The organism is Mesorhizobium sp. B3-1-6, assembly GCF_006439555.1.
Lineage (GTDB): Bacteria > Pseudomonadota > Alphaproteobacteria > Rhizobiales > Rhizobiaceae > Mesorhizobium.
Genome location: NZ_VFTM01000029.1, coordinates 44,019 through 63,746, shown reverse-complemented (window position 1 = coordinate 63,746; position 19,728 = coordinate 44,019). Strand labels below are relative to the sequence as shown.

The window sequence follows — 19,728 nt, the reverse complement described above, 5'->3', positions numbered from 1 at the left end:
GGGAGCGCAAGGTGTCGCCGAGCGGGTCATTGCGTGACCATTGGATGGCGACAATGTGCAGTCCGCGCCCAAACAACCTTACTTTTGGCAACCTGAATTTCGGGAGCAATCGCTGATGGCCAGGATAACCCGCGCCGCCTATGCGCAGATGTATGGGCCGACCATCGGTGACAAGGTGAGGCTCGCCGATACCGAACTGTTCATCGAGGTCGAGAAAGACCTCACCGTTTACGGCGAGGAAGTGAAATTCGGCGGCGGCAAGGTCATCCGCGACGGCATGGGCCAAAGCCAGGTGACGCGGGCCGGCGGCGCGGTCGATACCGTTATCACCAATGCGCTGGTCGTCGACGCGCTCATCGGCATCGTCAAGGCCGATATCGGCCTCAAGGACGGCCGCATCGCCGCGATCGGCAAGGCCGGCAATCCGGACACGCAAGCCGGCGTCACCATCATCATCGGGCCGGGCACGGAAATCATCGCCGGCGAGGGCAGGATCCTGACGGCCGGCGGCTTCGACGCGCATATCCACTTCATCTGCCCGCAGCAGATCGAGGAAGCGCTGATGAGCGGCGTCACCACCATGCTTGGCGGCGGCACCGGCCCGGCGCACGGCACGCTGGCCACCACCTGCACGCCGGGACCGTGGCACATGGCGCGCATGATCCAGTCCTTCGACGCCTTCCCGATGAATATCGGCCTGTCGGGCAAGGGCAATGCCTCAAAGCCGGCGGCGCTTGAAGAGATGGTGCTGGCCGGCGCCTGCTCGCTGAAGCTGCACGAGGACTGGGGCACGACACCCGCCGCCATCGACTGCTGCCTGTCGGTCGCCGACGACTATGACGTGCAGGTGATGATCCATACCGACACGCTGAACGAATCGGGCTTCGTCGAAAACACCGTGGCGGCCATCAAGGGCCGCACCATCCATGCCTTCCACACCGAGGGCGCCGGCGGCGGCCACGCGCCTGACATCATCAAGGTCTGCGGCCTGCCCAACGTCATCCCGTCCTCGACCAATCCGACCAGGCCCTACACGGTCAACACGCTGGCCGAGCATCTCGATATGCTGATGGTCTGCCACCATCTGTCGCCCTCGATCTCCGAGGACATCGCCTTCGCCGAGAGCCGCATCCGCAAGGAGACGATCGCCGCCGAGGACATTCTGCACGACATCGGCGCCTTCTCGATCATCTCCTCCGACAGCCAGGCCATGGGCCGTGTCGGCGAGGTGGCGATCCGCTGCTGGCAGACCGCCGACAAGATGAAGCGCCAGCGCGGCGCGCTGCCGCAGGAAACCGGCGGCAACGACAATTTCCGCGTCCGCCGCTACATCGCCAAATACACCATCAACCCGGCCATCGCGCACGGCCTGTCGAAGGAGATCGGCTCGATCACCGTCGGCAAGCGGGCTGATCTGGTGCTGTGGAATCCGGCCTTCTTCGGCGTCAAGCCGGAGATGGTGCTGGTCGGCGGCTCGATCGCGGCCGCTCCGATGGGCGACCCGAACGCCTCGATCCCGACGCCGCAGCCGATGCATTACCGGCCGATGTTCGGCGCCTATGGCAAGGCGCTGACCAACTCCTCGGTGACTTTCGTTTCGAAGGCGGCGCTCGACGCCGGCCTGCAGGGCAGGCTGGGCGTCGACAAGGCGATGATCGCGGTCGAGAACACGCGCGGCGGCATCGGTAAGCATTCCATGGTGCTCAACGACGCCACGCCGCATGTCGAGGTCGACCCGGAAACCTACGAAGTGCGGGCCGACGGCGAGCTGTTGACTTGCGAGCCCGCGACCGTGCTGCCGATGGCGCAGCGGTATTTCCTGTTTTGAGACCGATTGCGTCTGCCGAAGTTCATGAACTCGATCAAGTACAAGCCCAATTTGTAAAATGAGCCTTCGTTGAAAGCGCATGGCCTTTGTCAAATGTGGCCGTGAAGATATTGCGCGGGGGGGCCGAACGGGCCCTGCCTTTTCTCGCTGGGCTTGGAAATTGCTCGCCTTGAGAGCAGTATCACCCAAATGGACAAGATTTTTCGAAAACAGCAATTGACGCCCTATGAGGCCGATTATGCTCAGTGGTGCGCCGAACAGGGCGCGCTGTTGCGCGAAGGTCGTCTCTCCGACCTCGATCGCGAGAACCTTGCCGAGGAGATCGAGAGTTTGGGGCGGAGCGACAGACGGGAAATTACGAAGCGATTGGGTACCTTGCTTCTGCACTTGCTCAAATGGCATTTTCAGGTGGAAATGCGGAAAGTTGGCTGGTTGCTTACGATCCGCGAGCAGCGGCATCAGATTAAAAGCTTGATTGATGAAAGCCCAAGCTTGAAGGCTCATCCTCGAAAGCAGCTAGCTGCCGAATACGAGTTTGCGCGGCTGAGAGCAGCCGACGAGGCGGGCTTGCCGAAGAAGAGTTTCCCGGCCGACTGCCCCTATCAGATCGCGGATATACTCGATCAAGATTTTCTCCCGGGGGAGCCGTGGCTGCCGGAGCAGCTTGCTCGCGACTGAGAGGTTCGGACTGCCTCCCTGCCTGCATTGCTGTGATCTAACGGAGGGCCGGTTGCGGCTCGCGCCCGCAGACCGCAATATGCGGCCTCATTCGAACAGCCGCATTGTGATCAGGCATGCCCACCGAAATCGCCTCTCCCCACGACATCTTCCCGCATATCCGCATCGTCATGGGCATAGTGATCGGCCTCGGCGTCACGCGGTTGCTTTCGGGAACGGCCCGCATCGTCCAGCACCCCGGTCAGTACCGACTCTACGCGGTGCATCTCGCCTGGGTAGGCTCGGTGCTGTTGATGCTGGTGCATTTCTGGTGGTGGGAGTTCGGCCTCTACGCCATCGAGAACTGGACCTTCGGCAAATATCTTTTCATCATCTTCTACGCCATCACGCTGTTCCTGCTGTGCGCGCTGCTGTTCCCGGATTTGATGCTCGACTACACCTCCTACGAGGATTATTTCTACTCGCGCCGCGCCTGGTTCTTTGGCCTGCTGGCGGCGACCTATCTGCTCGACGTGGTCGACACGCTGCTCAAAGGTCCGGAGCATTTTGCCCGCTTCGGCAACGAATATCTGATCCGCACGCCGGTCTTCGTGGCGCTCTGCCTGATCGCGATCCTGGTGCGCGACCGCCGCTTCCACATCGCCTTCGTCGCGGCCGCGCTGATCTATCAGGTCTCATTCATCCTGCGGCTCTTCGACACCATCGTGTAAGTGGCGTTGGGCCGACGCCTGCGTTGGTCTAGGATTTGGGGAAAGGCAAGAGTTCAACCATGTACAAGGCCGTCGGATCGCGCGGCTCCCGTGTCAGCCGGGTGCTCTGGATGCTCGAGGAGCTCGGGCAGCCCTACGAGTTCGTCGAGGTCAAATTGCGCTCGCCGGAGGCCTATGCGCTCAACCCTTCCGGCAAGGTGCCGATCCTGATCGACGATAACCTCAAAATCACGGATTCGGCGGCGATCTGCGTCTACCTGGCCGACAAGCATGCGGATCAGGGCATGGGCGCCAATCCGGGCCTCGCCGGCCGCGCCGAGATGGATTCCTGGATGCATTTCGCCCAGAGCGAATTGGAAGCGCCGCTATGGAACAAGCTGCGCCATCGCTTCCTGCTGCCAAGGGACGTGCGCGTCGATGTCGGGCCGGCCGCGGCCTATGATTTCGCATCGGAAATAAAGGCGCTGGAACGGCGGCTTGGCGGCAGATCCTTTGCATTGGGCGAACGGTTTTCCGCCGTCGATGTCCTGCTCGGCGACATGGGCGGCTGGGCCCGCGCCGGCCGCTTCCCGATCGACTCCGAACGGGTGAATGCCTATTTCGACCGTGTGCTGTCGCGACCCGCTCGTGCCCGTGCCCAAGCTAATGGCGGAGCCATAAAATGAAGCTCAACATCACCACCGATTTCACCAAATTCCCGCGCGCCGTCTCGGTGTTGCCAGCCGGCGAGGCTGGCTCAGCGCCGCCCTATGACAAGGCCGTGCTGCCGCATGACGAGCGGCATCTGCGCCGCCGCGCCATCGAGACCGCTGCCGGCGAGAAGGTGCTGGTCGACCTGCCCGAGCCGGTGGCGCTGAACAATGGCGACCGGCTGGAGCTGGAGGACGGCCGCCAGCTCGAGATCGTCGCAGCGCCCGAAGAGGTCTACGACATCCGCGCCCGCGACGCGGTTCATCTCGCCGAGCTTGCCTGGCACATCGGCAACCGTCACCTCGCGGCGGCGATCGAGGCGGAGCGCATCCTCATCCTGCGCGATCACGTCATCAAGGCGATGCTGGAAGGCCTCGGCGCGACAGTGCATGAGGTTTCGCAGCCGTTCAGCCCGGTGCGCGGCGCCTATTCCGGGCATGGGCACGACCACGGCCATTCGCATGACCATCACGATCATGACCACCAGCACCATGATCATCACGACCACGACCACGACCACGGCCACCACCATCATCATGACTGAGGAGCTTTCCAGCATCGCGCTGCTGCGGCTGATGGCCTGGCTGTCGCCGTCCTTTCCGGTCGGCGGCTTCTCTTACAGCCACGGGCTCGAGCGCGCCGTGCATGATGGGCTGATCGCCGATCGGAAAGATCTCGCTGGCTGGCTGGAGACGCTGGTCGAGTTGGGCTCCGGCTGGAACGACGCCGTGCTGTTCGCCGAAAGCTGGCGCCGTGCGCGCGACGGTGGCGATCTGAGTGAGGTAGCCGCGCTGGCCGAAGCGCTTGCCGGGTCGCAGGAACGGCACATGGAAACCATGCTGCAGGGCGCGGCCTTTCTCCAGGCGGTGGCCGCCTGGTCGCCTCCGGTGTTGGGACGTCTGCCGGCCGACTGCCCCTATTGCGTTGCGGTCGGCGCTGTTGCCGGCAGCGGCGGCATCGACCTTGCGCAGGCGCTGTCTGCCTTCCTGCAAGCTTTTTTCTCCAATCTCGTGCAGGCTGCAATCAGGCTGGGTGTCGTCGGTCAGGTCGACGCCGTCACGTTGTTAGCCGGCTTTGAAACCTCGGCCATAGACACGGCTGCCCGCGCGGCTGCCTCGACGCTTGACGATCTGGGCGGCGCGGCCTTCATGTCCGACATCATGGCGATGCAGCATGAGACGCAATATTCCAGGCTGTTCCGCTCATGATCGTGCTTGCCGTCATCCTCTCCTTCGTCCTGCTCCTGATCACCACGCTGCATGTCTATTGGGGCATAGGCGGCATCTGGCCGGGCACGGACCAGGCCTCCTGCGCGCGCGCCGTCGTCGGCTTCCGTGGCGTCGACGAGATGCCCTCGACCTTCGCAAGCCTCGCGGTCGCCGCCTGCCTGGCGCTCGCGACGCTCTGGCCGCTGGCGCTCGCTGGTGTGTTCGCCACGCCCTTTCCACGGGAAGGCCTGGCGGCCACCGCGTTGATGATCGGCCTCGTTTTCCTCGGTCGCGGCATTGCCGGCTTCATGCCCTGGTGGCGCTGGCTTGCGCCCGAACAGCCTTTCGCGCGGCTTGACCAAAGCCTTTATTCGCCGCTTTGCCTCTTGATCGGGGCAGGCTTCGCAATCCTTGCCATCACGGAGTTTCCCGCATGACGTCGAAAAACGGTCCTCTTCGCATCGGCATCGGCGGGCCGGTCGGCTCCGGCAAGACGACGCTCACCGAAAAGCTCTGCAAGGCGCTGCGCGACGACTTTTCGATCGCCGTCGTCACCAACGACATCTACACCAAGGAAGACGCGATGATGCTCGCGCGGCTACAAGCATTGCCCGAGGAGCGCATCGTCGGCGTCGAGACCGGCGGCTGCCCGCACACCGCCATTCGCGAGGACGCCTCGATCAATCTGCGCGCCATCGCCGAGTTGAACAAGAAGTTCCCGGACCTCGACATCATCTTCATCGAATCCGGCGGCGACAACCTCGCCGCCACCTTCTCGCCCGACCTTGCCGATCTGACGCTTTATGTCATCTCGGTCTGCCAGGGCGAGGAGATCCCGCGCAAGGGCGGTCCGGCCATCACCCGCTCGGATTTCCTCATCATCAACAAGAGCGATCTGGCGCCCTATGTGAACGTCAACCTCGATATCATGGAGAGCGATGCCGGCCGCATGCGCGGCAAGCGGCCTTTCGGCTTCACCGATCTGTCGCGCGGCAAGGGCCTCGAGGAGGTCATCGACTTCATCGTCGAGCGGGGCGGGCTGCAGTCGGCGCGCCCGGCGGCTTGATCCGCTGAGCCACCACTTATCGGTTGCTGGCGGCCGCCACGCGCGGCATTGTCGTAAAACAAAACCCAAGCGGAGGATTTTCGATGAGCCTTGCCCGCCTGCACAAGGAACCGCTGAGCAACCTGCCCTATTATGAGGAGCGGGTCGATCTCGCCGCCGCCTTCCGCTGGACGGCGCGGCTCAACATGCACGAGGCGGTGGCCAACCACTTCTCGCTGTCCGTCAACGACGACGGCACCAAATTCCTGATGAACCCGAACCAGGTGCATTTCTCGCGCGTCAAGGCGAGCGACCTGCTTTTGATCGACGCCAACGATCCCGAAACGCTGTCCGGTCCCAACGCGCCCGACCCGACCGCCTGGGGCCTGCACGGCGCCATCCATCGCAATGTGCCGCATGCGCGCTGCGCCATGCATGTCCATTCGATCCATGCCACGGTGCTTGCCTCGCTGGCCGATTCGACGCTGCCGCCGGTCGACCAGAACTCGGCCATGTTTTTCAACCGCCATGTCGTCGATGCCAATTATGGCGGCTTGGCCTTCGAGGAAGAGGGCGAGCGCTGCTCGCAGCTTCTCGCCGACCCCAAGGTCAAGGTGATGGTCATGGGCAATCACGGCGTCATGGTCATCGGCGACACTGTCGCCGATGCCTTCAACCGCATGTTCTATTTCGAGCGCGCCGCGGAGACCTACATCAAGGCGTTGTGGACCGGCCGCCCGCTGCGCACGCTCTCCGACGAGATCGCCGAGAAGACCGCGCGCGAGATGGACGATTATCCCGGCCAGGCCGAGCGCCATCTGGCCGAGCTGAAAGCGATCCTCGACGAGGAAGAGCCGGTCTACCGGAATTGATGCTCCCCCGGCTACGCTATGCACACATCTCCTGTGACTGGCGCGACTGATCAGGCCGAGGCTTGATTGCCATGTGGTTCCCCAATCCGTCGCTGCTTCGCAGCGCCACCTTCCGCCTCCGGAGGGAAAGGAAGGGAGCGTTGCTGGACGGGCGTTGACGGCAAAAGGCTTGGCGCCCTTCCTCTACCCCGTCGATCGGGGGAGAGGTGTCTCGGCGAAGCCGAGACGGAGTGGGGGTCGACCAGCGCTACATAAGACAATGCATGCGCCAAGCTGCCATGCACGCTATCGCCAGAGACCAGCTGCTCGGAGATGTGTGCCGTAGCCCGTTTCACGGGGAGAAGGTGCCGGCAGGCGGATGAGGGGCGGCGCCGACGTCTGAAGCTGCTCAGAGCCCCAGTTGCGTGCGCAGCTCCTCGGCGCTGTTGATGACGATGGCCCCGGCCGGACCCTCCATCGGCGCTTCTGGCCAGAAGATCGTCTTCATGCCCGCCGCCAGTCCGGCCATGGCGCCGGTCAGGCTGTCGTCGACGGCAAAAGCATCCGCCGGATCGACGCCGGCGAGATAGGCCGCGCGCAGGAATGGTTCGGGAAGCGGCTTGCCGTCGATCACGTCGTTGCGGCTGACCGTCATCATGCCAGGATAGGTGAGGCCGACGGCGCGCAGATTGGCATCGACGATCAGCCGGTCGGAATTGGACACCACCGCCTGCTCGACGCCGAGCGCCCGCAATTCGTTGAACACCTCGATCGCGCCGGGCCGTGGCTTCAGCGTTTCGGCCATCGGCAGATAATGGTCGTATTTGCGCCCGATCCAGTCGTCGAAGGGCAGAGCGAGGCCGAACTCGTCGCGCAGCATCTCGTAGACCGGCCACGCCGCGATCCCCAGCACGCGCTCATGCAGGTTGACCGGCGGCGCAATCCCGACGCTGCGCAGCGCGGCCGCAAGGGCAGCCGCATGCAGCGGCTCGCTGTCGACCAGCGTTCCGTCCATGTCCCAGAAAACCGCTTTCGGCATCACGCGAGGCTCCTTTTCCGATCCCTTAAAGCGTTTCCCGGTAGAGATAAACCGTCCCCATGGCAAATGGCTCGGACAGGGGCGAAACGGCCGCCTTCCCAGAGTCAAAATTACCAAGCAATTGCTCTTTCGATAGACAATTGCGCGCCGCTGCAATCGCTGTAAGCTATGGCGCCCGCTTGAACGTTGCACGGGGTTGGGGAGGCAGGACGTGAATTCGCGACAGGACACCGGCAGCACAAGGTTGGACGACGCCGCGCGCGCCGGCTGGCTCTATTATGTTGCCGGCAACACACAGGACCAGATCGCCGCCAAATTGGGCATTTCCAGGCAGACGGCGCAGCGGCTGGTATCGCTCGCCATGTCGGAAGGCCTGATCAAGGTGCGGGTCGATCACCCGATCGCCAACTGCCTCGACCTCGCCGCGCGGCTGAAGTCGCGCTTCGCGCTCGACCTCGTCGAAGTGGTGCCGAGCGATCCGGCTTCGAATTCGACGACGATCGGCATCGCCGAGGCGGCGGCGGCCGAGATCGAACGCCGGCTGCGCTCGGAGGCCCCCATCGTCATGGCGATCGGCACTGGGCGAACGCTGAAGGCGGCGATCGAGCAACTGCCGCCGATGGAATGCCCGCAGCACAAGGTCGTGTCCTTGACCGGCAACATCTCGCCCGACGGCTCGGCCGCCTTCTACAACGTCATCTTCACCATGGCCGACCGCGTCAAGGCGCGGTCCTTCCCGATGCCGCTGCCGGTCATTGCGTCCTCGCCGGAAGAGCGCGAGATGCTGCTCAACCAGCCGATGATCCAGCCTACATTGGCGCTGGCGGCCGAGGCCGATGTCACCTTCGTCGGCATCGGCGACCTCGGGCCTAAGGCACCCCTCTACGAGGACGGCTTCATTTCGGAAAGCGAGTTGAAGGCGCTGCAGAAGGCCGGCGGCATCGCCGAAATCGTTGGATGGGTGTACGACCGGGAGGGTCGCATGATCGAGGGCATCACCAACGACCGGGTGTCCTCCGCCGCGCTGCCGTCGCGGGAAAGGTCGCTGGTCATTGCTCTGGCCATGGGCGACCGCAAGCTGCCGGGCATCCTGGCCGCCGTCAACCGCCGGCTGGTCAACGGCCTCATCACCGACGAACGGACGGCCGAAGCCTTGCTTGATGGCTGATTGCCCATAAAAAGAGCCGCCTATTGCGAGGGGCCGCGCGGATCGTTGCCGTCGAGAAAACCCATGTCGCGCTGCAGATGCTCGGATAGTTCCCTGACATCGATATAGCCGCGCCTGCGGCCCGAAAACCTTGCAAATTCCCGCACGAGCGTGAAAAACCAACCGCGTGCCGGGGTGGAGACGAGTTTTTCCTGTACCGTGGTCATGATCGTCAGCCTTCGCTTGAGCAATTCCAGGACAAGTGTGAGCGGTTTTCCGTCCGGAATTGCGTAAAATCAGAGAGTTGGAGCGATTTGCCGTTTCGGTGAAACGGCGAAGCGCTCTGGCGCTTGAACTGGGTTGATCGTCGACCCCAAATATCGGTCTGGCCGGTTCGTGCTTCCAATTAAACCTCGATCATGACCCATAAGGAGGCCTTATGCCCGATCTCAGCTCTCCGCAGCTTGCGCCGCTGCCGCCACTGCAGGCGATCCGGGTGTTCGAGGCGGTGGCCAGGCACCTGTCCTTCACCAAGGCCGCGCAGGAGCTGGGCATGACCCAGGCGGCTGCGAGCTACCAGATCAAGCTGCTCGAGGAGCGCATCGGCGCGCCGCTGTTTCTGCGCCGTCCACGGCAGATCGAGTTGACCGAGCCCGGCCAGCGCCTGGCGCCCGCCGTCAGCGAGGCCTTCGCCATCCTGGGCCAGGCCTATGCCGCGGCGCGCGGCGGCGCCGACGGCCTGCTCTGTGTCACCACCGTGCTGACCTTCGCCTCGAACTGGCTGGCGCAGCATCTGGGCTCGTTCCAGCTCGCCCATCCCGCACTTGCCGTGCGGCTCGACACGTCGAGCCGCCTGACCGATTTCGCGCGCGAGGATGTCGATCTCGCTATCCGCTCGGGCGGCGGCAAGTGGCCGGGCCTAGAGGCGCATAAGCTGCTCGATGCCGATTTCACCCCGATGCTGAGCCCGAAGCTCGCGGCGAGCATCGGCGGCGTCAACGAGCCGGCGGATCTGCTGCGCCTGCCGATCCTCGATCCCGGCGACGTCTGGTGGGCGCAATGGTTCGAGGCCGCCGGCGTGACCGGGCACGACCTCGCAAAACGGCCCGGCTCCAGCATGGGCGCGCAGGCCTATGAGGCGAATGCGGCCATGGCCGGCCACGGCGTGGCGATCCTGACCAGGGCCCTGTTCAAGAACGAGATCGCCGACGGCCGCCTGGTCCAGCCCTTCGACCTGGTCGGCGACGACGGCCATGCCTATTGGCTGGTCTATCCGACGGCGCGTCGCAACGTGCCGAAGATCCGCGCCTTCCGCGACTGGATCCTGGCCGAGATCGCCTGCCCGTAATCCGGCACCCCCCTTAGCTTCCTCCTCCAAAGATGCCGGCCGCATCGCTGGATCGGGGTCACGTAACGTCATTTCTGCTGCGTTGCAGCATAGATTCAGGGTTGACATAATTCACGCCAAGTGAGTAATTGCCCAAAGCCAAGGCAAATGCTCAACTTGGTTTATGGGAGGAATTTGATGAAACTTCGCACGCTCACCCTGGGCCTGTTGTCGGCCAGCGCCCTCGCTTTCGCCGCGCAAGCCGAATCCATCACCATCGCCACCGTCAACAATGGCGACATGGTCCGTATGCAGAAGCTGACGGACGACTTCACCAAGGCCAACCCCGACATCCAGCTCAACTGGGTCACGCTCGAAGAGAACGTGCTGCGCGAGCGCGTCACCACGGATATCGCCACCAAGGGCGGCCAGTACGACGTCATGACCATCGGCACCTATGAGGTTCCGATCTGGGCCAAGCAGAGCTGGCTCCTGCCGCTCGACAAGCTTGGCGACGACTATGACGTCAAGGACATCATCCCGGCCATCGCCGGCGGCCTTTCGGTCGACGGCAAGCTCTATGCCGCGCCCTTCTACGGCGAAAGCTCCTTCGTCATGTACCGCAAGGACCTGATGGAGAAGGCGGGCTTGAAGATGCCCGATGCCCCGACCTGGGACTTCATCAAGCAGGCCGCCGACAAGATGACCGACCGCGCCAACGGCGTGAACGGCGTGTGCCTGCGCGGCAAGGCCGGTTGGGGCGAGAACATGGCTTTCCTCACGGCCATGTCGAACTCCTTCGGCGCGCGCTGGTTCGACGAGAACTGGAAGCCGCAGTTCGATCAGCCCGAGTGGAAGAACACGCTGCAGTTCTATGTCGACCTGATGAAGGCCGACGGTCCGGAAGGCGCTTCGTCCAACGGCTTCAACGAGAACCTGGCGCTGTTCCAGCAGGGCAAGTGCGGCATGTGGATCGACGCCACCGTCGCCGCCTCCTTCGTCTCCGATCCGAAGGCCTCGCAGGTCGCCGACAAGGTCGGCTACGCGCTGGCGCCCGACAACGGCCTCGGCAAGCGCGGCAACTGGCTGTGGGCATGGTCGCTGGCGATCCCCGCCGGCACCCAGAAGGCCGATGCCGCCGAGAAGTTCGTCTCCTGGGCAACCAGCAAGCACTATGCCGAGCTGGTCGCCTCGAAGGAAGGCTGGGCCAACGTTCCTCCGGGCACGCGCTCCTCGCTCTACGCCAATGCGGAGTACCAGAAGGCGGCGCCCTTCGCGAAGATGACGCTGGACTCCATCAACGCCGCCGACCCGACGCATCCGACCGTCAAGCCGGTGCCCTATGTCGGCGTGCAGTTCGTCGCCATTCCTGAATTCCAGGGCCTCGGCACCACCGTCGGCCAGCTCTTCTCGGCCGCCCTTGCCGGCCAGTCGAGCGTCGACGATGCGCTGAAGCAGGCTCAGGACGCAGCCACCGCGGCGATGACCGAAGGCGGCTACATCAAGTAAGGCTCCTCCCGGTGCCGAACGCCGGTCGCGCATCATGACCGGCAGGTGGCCGCCCGAAACCCAGTTCGGGCGGCCACCCTTCAAAATCGGGAAAATTCTGGCACAACTCTGAAAATCCGGCTGACCTTGGGAGGGTGACCGTCATGGCTACTCAGCAAACCCGTTCGCTTGCGCGTTTCATGATGGCGCCATCGGTGATCCTGCTGTTCATCTGGATGATCGTGCCGCTAGCGTTCACGCTGTGGTTCTCGTTCCTGCAATACAATCCGCTGAACCCGATCCGCGACGGCTTTGTCGGTTTCTCCAACTACAAGCTGTTCTACGACAATCCGGCGTTCTTCGCCGCCATTCTCAACACGCTGACCATCGTCGTGGCGGTCCTCCTGATCACCATCATCGGCGGCATTCTTCTTGCGCTGCTGCTCGATCAGCCGATCTGGGGTCAGGGGATCGTGCGCATCCTGGTCATCTCGCCGTTCTTCGTCATGCCGCCGGTGGCCGCACTGGTCTGGAAGAACATGATCATGCACCCGCAATACGGCGTCTTCGCCGACATTGCGCGCTTCTTCGGCGCCCAGCCGATCGACTGGTTCGGGCAGCACCCGCTGACGGCGGTCATCATCATCGTCGCCTGGCAGTGGTTGCCCTTCGCAACGCTGATCCTGCTCACCTCGCTGCAGTCGCTCGACGGCGAGCAGAAAGAGGCGGCCGAGATGGACGGCGCCGGCTTCCTCAGCCGCTTCTGGTATCTGACGCTGCCGCACATGTCGCGCGCCATCACCGTGGTCATCTTGATCCAGACCATCTTCCTGCTCTCGATCTATGCCGAAATCCTGGTCACCACCAATGGCGGTCCGGGCTACGCCTCCACCAACCTGCCCTTCCTCGTTTACCAGAAGGCGCTGCTGGAGTTCAAAATCGGCCAGGCGTCCGCCGGTGGCGTGATCGCCGTCATTCTCGCCAACATCGTTGCCTTCTTCGCCATGCGCGCCGTCGGCAAGAACCTCGACAAGTAAGGGAGGACAAGATGGCCCGCGCAGTCACCACCCAGCACAAGACCATCGCCACGGCCGCGGCCTGGATCGTCGCCCTGCTGATCTTCTTTCCGATCCTTTATACGATCATCACCTCGTTCAAATCCGAGCAGGAGGCGATCCAGGGCTTCGCCCTGATCCCGTCCGGGACCTTCGAGAGCTATTCGGAGGTCCAGCAGCAGAGCGGCTATTTCAAGTTCTTCTTCAATTCGGTGCTGCTGTCGGTCGGCTCGACCATCCTGGCGCTGCTGATCGCGGTCCCTGCCGCATGGTCGATGGCCTTCTCGCCGACCAAGCGCACCAAGGACATCCTGATGTGGATGCTGTCCACCAAGATGATGCCGGCCGTCGCGGTGCTGTTCCCGATCTACCTGATCTTCCGCGACACCGGCCTGCTCGACAGCCGCATCGGCCTGATGGTCATGCTGATGCTGATCAACCTGCCGATCGTGGTCTGGATGCTCTACACCTATTTCCGCGAGATCCCGGGCGAGATCCTCGAGGCCGCGCGCATGGACGGTGCCTCGCTGTGGAACGAGATCATCTATGTGCTGACGCCGATGGCCGTTCCGGGCATCGCCTCGACCATGCTCTTGAACATCATCCTCGCCTGGAACGAAGCGTTCTGGACCATCCGGCTCACCACCACCAATGCCGCGCCGCTGACGGCCTTCATCAGTTCCTTCTCCAGTCCGCAAGGCCTGTTCTGGGCAAAGCTTTCTGCGGCCTCGACACTGGCGATCGCGCCGATCCTGATCATGGGCTGGTTCAGCCAGAAGCAGCTGGTGCGCGGCCTCACCTTTGGCGCCGTGAAGTAACGACGCCCGAGCGGCGGACGACGAAGACCATCCCCGGGAGGAAACCATGGGAAACATCACGCTCAAGAACGTCTCCAAGTCCTTCGGGTCGACGGTGATCATTCCGGACATCGACCTCAACATCGATGACGGCGAGTTCGTCGTGTTCGTCGGCCCATCGGGTTGCGGCAAGTCCACGCTGCTCAGGCTGATCGCCGGGCTCGAGGACACCAGCGGCGGCACCATCAGCATCGATGGCCGCGACGTCACCGGCGAGGCGCCGGCCAAACGCAAGCTTGCCATGGTGTTCCAGTCCTACGCGCTCTATCCGCATATGACGGTCGCCAAGAACATCGCCTTCCCGTTGAAGATGGCCGGCGAGGACCAGGCGACCATCGACAAGAAGGTGAAGGACGCAGCCCGCGTGCTGAACCTCACCAACTATCTCGAGCGTCGCCCCGGCCAGCTGTCCGGCGGCCAGCGCCAGCGCGTCGCCATCGGCCGCGCCATCGTGCGCCAGCCTTCGGCCTTCCTGTTCGACGAGCCGCTGTCCAACCTCGACGCGGCACTGCGCGGCACCATGCGCCTGGAGATCAGCGAGCTGCACCATCAGCTCAAGACGACGATGATCTACGTCACCCACGACCAGGTCGAAGCCATGACCATGGCCGACAAGATCGTCGTGCTCAACGCCGGCAACATCGAGCAGGTCGGCTCGCCGATGGAGCTCTACAAGACGCCGAAGAACCTCTTCGTCGCCGGCTTCATCGGCTCGCCGAAGATGAACCTGATCGAAGGCGCGCCGGCTGACAAATACGGCGCCAAGACCATCGGCATCCGGCCCGAGCATCTCAACATCTCGACCACGTCGGGCGACTGGAAGGCGACGGTCGGCGTCGCCGAGCATCTTGGCTCCGACACTTTCCTGCACGTCCAGGCGGACGGTATCGGCACCGTCAATGTCCGCGCCGACGGCGAGGTCGGCGTGAAACACGGCGATACCGTCTACCTGACCCCCGACAAGGCCAAGCTCCATCGCTTCGGCGCCGACGGCAAGGCGCTGGCCCGGTGAGGACGGGAAAGTGAGGCTGAAAGGCAAATCGGCGCTGATCACCGGATCGGCGCGCGGCATCGGCAGGGCCTTCGCCGAAGCCTATGCGCGCGAAGGCGCGACGGTGGCGATTGCCGACATCGACCTCGACGCGGCGCAAGCGACGGCGAAGGCGATCGGCCCGGCCGCTTACGCGGTCCGGCTCGACGTCACCGATCAGTCTTCGATCGAGGCGGCGGTGAAGGCGGTCGAGGCGAAGACCGGTGGGCTCGACGTGCTGGTCAACAACGCCGCAATCTTCGACCTGGCGCCGATCGTCGAGATCACCAAGGCGAGCTACGAAAAACTGTTCTCCGTCAACGTCGCCGGCACGCTGTTCATGCTGCAGGCGGCTGCCCGCTCGATGATCGCGCGCGGCAAGGGCGGCAGGATCATCAACATGGCGAGCCAGGCCGGCCGTCGCGGCGAGCCGCTGGTCGCCGTCTATTGCGCCACCAAGGCCGCGGTCATCTCGCTCACTCAATCGGCCGGTCTCGATCTCATCAAGCATCGCATCAACGTCAACGGCATCGCGCCGGGCGTCGTCGACAGCGACATGTGGGACCAGGTCGACGCGCTGTTCGCCAAATACGAGAACCGGCCCAAGGGCGAAAAGAAGCGTCTGGTCGGCGAAGGCGTTCCTTACGGTCGCATGGGCAAGCCCGAGGACCTCGCCGGCATGGCGGTTTTCCTCGCCAGCGACGAGGCCGAATACATTGTCGCCCAGACCTACAATGTCGATGGCGGCCAATGGATGAGTTGACCGGGATGGGCTGAGGGGGAAGGCGCTTCTCTTCTTTCCTCCGGAGAAGACGCCATGGGGCGGGTGAGGGGCGGCATACTGGAACACCAGGTGTTGCCCCTCATCCTCGCTCTCCCCAAGGAGGCGTAAACAGTCGGGCTGCGGATCGGCCAAAGGGTAAAATGAGATGACCGTGAAACTCTCTTCCTCGAACCTCGCCAGGCTGCCGGCCAAGGTCGCCGGCCCGAAATACGACCGCTCCGCCCTGAAGGCGGGCATCGTCCATTTTGGCGTCGGCAATTTCCACCGCTCGCACCAGGCGGTCTATCTCGACGACCTGTTCGGCACCGGCGAGTGCCATGACTGGGCGCTGATCGGCGCCGGCGTGTTCGAGGGCGAGAAGATCGGCCGTTCCAAGCTCCAGGAACAGGACTGGCTGACCACGGTCGTCGAACAGGACCAGGGTCATATGAGCGCCCGCGTCACCGGCGCCATGATCGATTTCCTGACGCCCGGCGACGCGGCCGCGATCATTGACCAACTCGCCGATCCGGCGATCAAGATCGTCTCGCTGACCATCACCGAGGGCGGCTATTTCATCGATCCGGCCTCCGGCAAGTTCAATCCGGCCCATCCCGACATTGTCGCCGACGCCCAGCCGGGTGCTGTGCCGAAGACCGTCTTCGGCATCATCATTGCCGGCCTGCTGCGCCGGCGCGCCGACGGCATCGTGCCGTTCACCGTCATGTCCTGCGACAACATCCCCCATAACGGCCACGTCACCTCCGACGGCGTGATCGGCCTTGCCAGGCTGATCGACGAGGATCTGGCGAAATGGGTGGAGGACAAGGTCGCCTTCCCGAACGGCATGGTCGACCGCATCACCCCGGCCACCAGCGACCGAGAGCGCAAGATCCTCGCCGACGATTTCGGGCTGGAGGACAATTGGCCGGTGTTCTGCGAGCCGTTCAAGCAATGGGTGCTGGAGGACCGTTTCACCGCCGGCCGCCCGGCGCTGGAAAAGGTCGGCGTGCAGTTCGTCAAGGACGTCTCGCCTTACGAGCTGATGAAGATACGCATCCTCAATGGCGGCCACGCCACGATCGCTTATCCGGCCGGGCTGATGGACATCCATTTCGTCCATGAAGGCATGCAGGAGCCGCTGGTGCGCGGCTTCCTGTCGAAGCTCGAGCATGACGAGATCATCCCGACCGTGCCGCCCGTGCCCGACACCGATCTGGAGGACTATTACCAGCTCATCGAGCGCCGCTTCTCCAACCCGAAGATCGGCGACACCATCCGCCGGCTTTGCCTCGACGGCTCCAACCGTCAGCCGAAATTCATCATCCCGACGATCGCCGACCGGCTGAAGGCGGGCGAGGGCGTCGCCGGTCTCGCGCTGGAATCGGCCTTGTGGTGCCGCTACTGCTTCGGCACGACCGACAGCGGCGCCGTCATCGAGCCGAACGACCCGAGCTGGGACCGCATGCAAGCGACCGCGAAAGCGGCGAAGGACGATCCGAAGGCCTGGCTGGCGATGGAGGATATCTATGGCGATGTCGGCCGCTCGCCCGTCTTCGGCGAAGCCTTCGCCCACGCCTTGAAGGTGCTGTGGGCGCAGGGCGCGCATGAAACCCTGACGCGCTATCTCGCCGGCAAGCTCTGAAAGCCTCGATCTCTTTTGACGCAATTCCGGGCGGAAAACCGCCCACACTTTTCCTGGAATTGCTTAGCTGGAAGCAACAGCCATGACGCCGGAACTGGTCATCTTCGACTGTGACGGCGTGCTGGTCGATAGCGAGGCGCTTTCCGTCTCGGCGCTGCTTGGCATGATCGAGCTCGCCGGCGGCACGGTCGGCGAGGACGCCGCCTACGAGCATTTCCTCGGCAAGAGCATGAAAAGCGTGCGCGAGATCCTCGGCCGCGATTTCGGGTTGGAGATCAGCGACGAGCATCTGACCGCCATGCGCGTCGACCTGATGCGCAAATTCCGCGAGGAATTGAAGCCGATCCCGGGCGTCAAGGAGCTGCTGCCGAAGCTTCGCCTGCCATGCTGCGTCGCATCCTCCGGCACGCTGGAGCGCATCCGCTACGCGCTCGACGTCACCGGCTTGCTTCCCTCGCTGGAGCCGCATCTGTTCAGCGCCAGCATGGTCAAGCGCGGCAAGCCGGCGCCCGACCTTTTCCTGCATGCCGCCGCCAGCATGCGGGCGCATCCGCGCCGTTGCCTGGTGATCGAGGACAGCCCCGCCGGCGTTGCCGCGGCCCGCGCGGCGGGCATGCGCGTTTTTGCCTTCACCGGTGGCTCGCACGCGTCCAACCCCGTCCTCAAGGCGCGGCTTGCGTCGACGGAACCGGACTTTATATTCGCTGACATGCTGCAATTGCCCGATCTGATTGCAGGCCTGGGAGCGAGAGAAAAAGCATCTTGACGAAGAGTTTCGTTTGCGCGGTCGATGTCGGCACCGGGAGCGCCCGCGCGGGCATTCTCGACTCCGAAGGCAACCTGCTCGGCCGCGCCGATCATCCGATCGCCATGCATCAGCCCAAGCCCGATCACGCCGAGCATGATTCGGAAGATATTTGGTCGGCGGTATGCAAATCCGTGCGGTCCGCTCTGCAGAAATCCAGCGTCGCCGCTGGGGATATCGCCGGCATCTCTTTCGACGCCACCTGCTCGCTGGTCGCGCGCGACAGGCAAGGCAGCCAGATCAGCGTCTCGGTCACCGGCGAGAAGCGCTGGGACACGATGGTCTGGCTCGATCATCGCGCCATCGCCGAGGCCGATGAATGCACCACGAGCGGCCACGCCGTGCTCGATTATATCGGCGGTGTGATGTCGCCGGAGATGGAAACGCCGAAGCTGATGTGGCTGAAGCGCCATCTGCCGAAGACATGGAACGAAGCCGGCTATCTATTCGATCTCGCCGATTTCCTGACCTGGAAGGCATCAGGCTCGCTCGCCCGCTCGCAATGCACGCTGACGGCGAAATGGACCTATCTCGCGCATGAGGAAAAAAGCTGGCGGCGCGACTTCTTCGAACTTGTCGGTCTCGGCGACCTGTTCGAGCACGCCAACCTGCCGGAAAAGGCCAGCCCCGTCGGCGCCGATATCGGTCCGCTGACGGCCGAGGCCGCGGCTGAACTTGGCCTCACTGAAAAATGCCGGGTCGGCGCCGGCGTGATCGACGCCTATGCGGGTGCTCTCGGCGTTCTCGGCGGCTTTGCCGGCGACGAGAAGGACATCGGCCGGCATCTGGCGCTGATTGCCGGCACATCGTCCTGCGTCATGGCGATGTCGCCCGACCCGCAGCCTTTTGCCGGCGTCTGGGGCCCTTATTTCGGCGCGGCATTGCCGACGCTGTGGCTGTCGGAAGGCGGCCAGTCGGCCACCGGCGCGCTGCTCGACCACATCATCCGCTGGCATGGCGCCGGCGGCGAGCCGGACGCGGCGATGCATATGAAGATCGCCGGGCGCGTCGCCGAGCTGCGCGCCGAGGACGGCGATGCGCTGGCCGCAAGGCTGCATGTGCTGCCGGATTTTCACGGCAACCGCTCGCCGCTCGCCGACCCGCACGCCGTCGGCGTCATCAGCGGCCTGACGCTCGATTCCTCTTTCGACAGCCTTTGCAAGCTCTACTGGCGCACCGCCGTCGGCATCGCGCTCGGCGTGCGCCATGTGCTCGAGGCGCTGAACGAGAACGGCTATCTGATCGACACGCTGCATGTCACCGGCGGCCACACCAAGAACCCGCTTTTGATGGAGCTCTACGCCGACGCCACCGGCTGCACGGTTGTCGAGCCGCTGGCCGACGAGGCGGTGTTGCTCGGCACCGGCATGGTGGCGGCGACCGCCGCCGGGATCTATCCCGATCTCAACGCCGCCTGCGTCGCCATGCAACAGGGCGGCAAGATCCGCGCGCCCAACAAGGCCGCTGGAGCTCGCTTCGACCGCGATTACCGGATATTCCTCGAAATGCATCGCCAGCGGCAGATGCTCGACGCGATTGGATAGGGCGATTCCCGGAGCGCT

General features: G+C 63.9%; 21 protein-coding genes. 19 read left to right on the top strand and 2 right to left on the bottom strand.

Annotation, left to right across the window (positions count from 1 at the left end; genetic code table 11):
- Positions 1–112: 112 nt before the first annotated feature.
- The 9 genes from ureC to FJ414_RS23690 all read left to right on the top strand — a co-directional run bounded on the left by ureC (position 113) and on the right by FJ414_RS23690 (position 7,031).
- A complete protein-coding gene (gene ureC / locus FJ414_RS23730) occupies positions 113–1,828 on the top strand; it encodes an urease subunit alpha (protein WP_181181698.1) in 1,716 nt (571 codons plus the stop codon).
- A gap of 189 nt (positions 1,829–2,017) precedes the next feature.
- The gene (locus tag FJ414_RS23725; protein ID WP_140646816.1) at positions 2,018–2,506 is read left to right on the top strand and encodes a DUF29 domain-containing protein; all 489 of its coding nucleotides are present in this window, start codon (positions 2,018–2,020) and stop codon (positions 2,504–2,506) included.
- Positions 2,507–2,622: 116 nt separating this feature from the next.
- Complete coding sequence (locus FJ414_RS23720) at positions 2,623–3,216, top strand: hypothetical protein (protein WP_140646815.1); 594 nt, start codon at positions 2,623–2,625, stop codon at positions 3,214–3,216.
- A gap of 59 nt (positions 3,217–3,275) precedes the next feature.
- Positions 3,276–3,881 (top strand): glutathione S-transferase family protein, encoded by a 606-nt coding sequence (locus FJ414_RS23715; protein WP_140646814.1) that lies wholly within the window; start codon positions 3,276–3,278, stop codon positions 3,879–3,881.
- On the top strand, positions 3,878–4,450 hold the full coding sequence (gene ureE / locus FJ414_RS23710; protein WP_140646813.1) for an urease accessory protein UreE: 573 nt from the start codon (positions 3,878–3,880) through the stop codon (positions 4,448–4,450). The genes FJ414_RS23715 and ureE overlap by 4 nt, the downstream gene beginning before the upstream one ends.
- Positions 4,443–5,114 (top strand): urease accessory protein UreF, encoded by a 672-nt coding sequence (locus tag FJ414_RS23705; RefSeq protein WP_140646844.1) that lies wholly within the window; start codon positions 4,443–4,445, stop codon positions 5,112–5,114. The genes ureE and FJ414_RS23705 overlap by 8 nt, the downstream gene beginning before the upstream one ends.
- Positions 5,111–5,551, top strand: a complete 441-nt coding sequence (locus tag FJ414_RS23700; RefSeq protein ID WP_140646812.1) for a DUF3995 domain-containing protein — start codon at positions 5,111–5,113, stop codon at positions 5,549–5,551. Before FJ414_RS23705 ends, FJ414_RS23700 begins: the two co-directional genes overlap by 4 nt.
- Positions 5,548–6,180 carry an urease accessory protein UreG gene (gene ureG, locus FJ414_RS23695; protein WP_140646811.1) on the top strand — a complete coding sequence of 211 codons (633 nt, stop codon included), beginning with the start codon at positions 5,548–5,550 and terminating at the stop codon, positions 6,178–6,180. The genes FJ414_RS23700 and ureG overlap by 4 nt, the downstream gene beginning before the upstream one ends.
- Positions 6,181–6,263: 83 nt before the next feature.
- Positions 6,264–7,031 (top strand): class II aldolase and adducin N-terminal domain-containing protein, encoded by a 768-nt coding sequence (locus FJ414_RS23690; RefSeq protein ID WP_140646810.1) that lies wholly within the window; start codon positions 6,264–6,266, stop codon positions 7,029–7,031.
- 388 nt (positions 7,032–7,419) lie between these two features.
- Here the strand turns inward: FJ414_RS23690 and FJ414_RS23685 are convergent, their stop codons facing one another.
- Complete coding sequence (locus tag FJ414_RS23685; RefSeq protein ID WP_140646809.1) at positions 7,420–8,052, bottom strand: HAD family phosphatase; 633 nt, start codon at positions 8,050–8,052, stop codon at positions 7,420–7,422.
- Positions 8,053–8,260: 208 nt separating this feature from the next.
- Here FJ414_RS23685 and FJ414_RS23680 point away from each other — a divergent pair, with 208 nt between their 5' ends.
- Positions 8,261–9,217 (top strand): sugar-binding transcriptional regulator, encoded by a 957-nt coding sequence (locus tag FJ414_RS23680; RefSeq protein ID WP_140646808.1) that lies wholly within the window; start codon positions 8,261–8,263, stop codon positions 9,215–9,217.
- Positions 9,218–9,237: 20 nt separating this feature from the next.
- On the opposite strand, the gene FJ414_RS23675 is transcribed toward FJ414_RS23680, so the two are convergent.
- On the bottom strand, positions 9,238–9,423 hold the full coding sequence (locus FJ414_RS23675) for a hypothetical protein (protein ID WP_140646807.1): 186 nt from the start codon (positions 9,421–9,423) through the stop codon (positions 9,238–9,240).
- 212 nt (positions 9,424–9,635) lie between these two features.
- Here FJ414_RS23675 and gcvA point away from each other — a divergent pair, with 212 nt between their 5' ends.
- From gcvA to FJ414_RS23630, 9 genes are all read left to right on the top strand, one after another.
- Positions 9,636–10,544 (top strand): transcriptional regulator GcvA, encoded by a 909-nt coding sequence (gcvA, locus tag FJ414_RS23670; protein ID WP_140646806.1) that lies wholly within the window; start codon positions 9,636–9,638, stop codon positions 10,542–10,544.
- A gap of 177 nt (positions 10,545–10,721) precedes the next feature.
- Positions 10,722–12,032, top strand: a complete 1,311-nt coding sequence (locus FJ414_RS23665; protein ID WP_140646805.1) for a sugar ABC transporter substrate-binding protein — start codon at positions 10,722–10,724, stop codon at positions 12,030–12,032.
- 143 nt (positions 12,033–12,175) lie between these two features.
- Positions 12,176–13,048, top strand: coding sequence for a sugar ABC transporter permease (locus tag FJ414_RS23660; RefSeq protein WP_140646804.1), 873 nt, complete (start codon positions 12,176–12,178; stop codon positions 13,046–13,048).
- A gap of 11 nt (positions 13,049–13,059) precedes the next feature.
- Positions 13,060–13,884 carry a carbohydrate ABC transporter permease gene (locus FJ414_RS23655; protein WP_140646803.1) on the top strand — a complete coding sequence of 275 codons (825 nt, stop codon included), beginning with the start codon at positions 13,060–13,062 and terminating at the stop codon, positions 13,882–13,884.
- 46 nt (positions 13,885–13,930) lie between these two features.
- On the top strand, positions 13,931–14,935 hold the full coding sequence (locus tag FJ414_RS23650) for an ABC transporter ATP-binding protein (protein ID WP_140646802.1): 1,005 nt from the start codon (positions 13,931–13,933) through the stop codon (positions 14,933–14,935).
- 10 nt (positions 14,936–14,945) lie between these two features.
- Positions 14,946–15,716: an L-iditol 2-dehydrogenase gene (locus FJ414_RS23645; RefSeq protein ID WP_140646801.1), complete on the top strand. Its 771-nt coding sequence runs from the start codon at positions 14,946–14,948 to the stop codon at positions 15,714–15,716.
- 166 nt (positions 15,717–15,882) lie between these two features.
- Complete coding sequence (locus FJ414_RS23640) at positions 15,883–17,361, top strand: mannitol dehydrogenase family protein (protein WP_140646800.1); 1,479 nt, start codon at positions 15,883–15,885, stop codon at positions 17,359–17,361.
- 82 nt (positions 17,362–17,443) lie between these two features.
- Entirely contained in the window at positions 17,444–18,127 is a 684-nt protein-coding gene (locus FJ414_RS23635) for an HAD-IA family hydrolase (RefSeq protein WP_140646799.1), read from the top strand.
- Positions 18,124–19,710, top strand: a complete 1,587-nt coding sequence (locus FJ414_RS23630; RefSeq protein WP_140646798.1) for an FGGY-family carbohydrate kinase — start codon at positions 18,124–18,126, stop codon at positions 19,708–19,710. Before FJ414_RS23635 ends, FJ414_RS23630 begins: the two co-directional genes overlap by 4 nt.
- The last annotated feature ends 18 nt before the right edge of the window (positions 19,711–19,728 follow it).

What these genes read in the sequence shown, in the direction of transcription:
- FJ414_RS23725 (WP_140646816.1), top strand. Translation starts at nt 2,018, where the DNA reads ATGGACAAGATTTTTCGAAAACAGCAATTGACGCCCTATGAGGCCGAT.
- FJ414_RS23720 (WP_140646815.1), top strand. Translation starts at nt 2,623, where the DNA reads ATGCCCACCGAAATCGCCTCTCCCCACGACATCTTCCCGCATATCCGC.
- FJ414_RS23715 (WP_140646814.1), top strand. Translation starts at nt 3,276, where the DNA reads ATGTACAAGGCCGTCGGATCGCGCGGCTCCCGTGTCAGCCGGGTGCTC.
- ureE (WP_140646813.1), top strand. Translation starts at nt 3,878, where the DNA reads ATGAAGCTCAACATCACCACCGATTTCACCAAATTCCCGCGCGCCGTC.
- FJ414_RS23705 (WP_140646844.1), top strand. Translation starts at nt 4,443, where the DNA reads ATGACTGAGGAGCTTTCCAGCATCGCGCTGCTGCGGCTGATGGCCTGG.
- FJ414_RS23700 (WP_140646812.1), top strand. Translation starts at nt 5,111, where the DNA reads ATGATCGTGCTTGCCGTCATCCTCTCCTTCGTCCTGCTCCTGATCACC.
- ureG (WP_140646811.1), top strand. Translation starts at nt 5,548, where the DNA reads ATGACGTCGAAAAACGGTCCTCTTCGCATCGGCATCGGCGGGCCGGTC.
- FJ414_RS23690 (WP_140646810.1), top strand. Translation starts at nt 6,264, where the DNA reads ATGAGCCTTGCCCGCCTGCACAAGGAACCGCTGAGCAACCTGCCCTAT.
- FJ414_RS23675 (WP_140646807.1), bottom strand. Translation starts at nt 9,423, where the DNA reads ATGACCACGGTACAGGAAAAACTCGTCTCCACCCCGGCACGCGGTTGG.
- gcvA (WP_140646806.1), top strand. Translation starts at nt 9,636, where the DNA reads ATGCCCGATCTCAGCTCTCCGCAGCTTGCGCCGCTGCCGCCACTGCAG.
- FJ414_RS23665 (WP_140646805.1), top strand. Translation starts at nt 10,722, where the DNA reads ATGAAACTTCGCACGCTCACCCTGGGCCTGTTGTCGGCCAGCGCCCTC.
- FJ414_RS23660 (WP_140646804.1), top strand. Translation starts at nt 12,176, where the DNA reads ATGGCTACTCAGCAAACCCGTTCGCTTGCGCGTTTCATGATGGCGCCA.
- FJ414_RS23655 (WP_140646803.1), top strand. Translation starts at nt 13,060, where the DNA reads ATGGCCCGCGCAGTCACCACCCAGCACAAGACCATCGCCACGGCCGCG.
- FJ414_RS23650 (WP_140646802.1), top strand. Translation starts at nt 13,931, where the DNA reads ATGGGAAACATCACGCTCAAGAACGTCTCCAAGTCCTTCGGGTCGACG.
- FJ414_RS23640 (WP_140646800.1), top strand. Translation starts at nt 15,883, where the DNA reads ATGACCGTGAAACTCTCTTCCTCGAACCTCGCCAGGCTGCCGGCCAAG.
- FJ414_RS23635 (WP_140646799.1), top strand. Translation starts at nt 17,444, where the DNA reads ATGACGCCGGAACTGGTCATCTTCGACTGTGACGGCGTGCTGGTCGAT.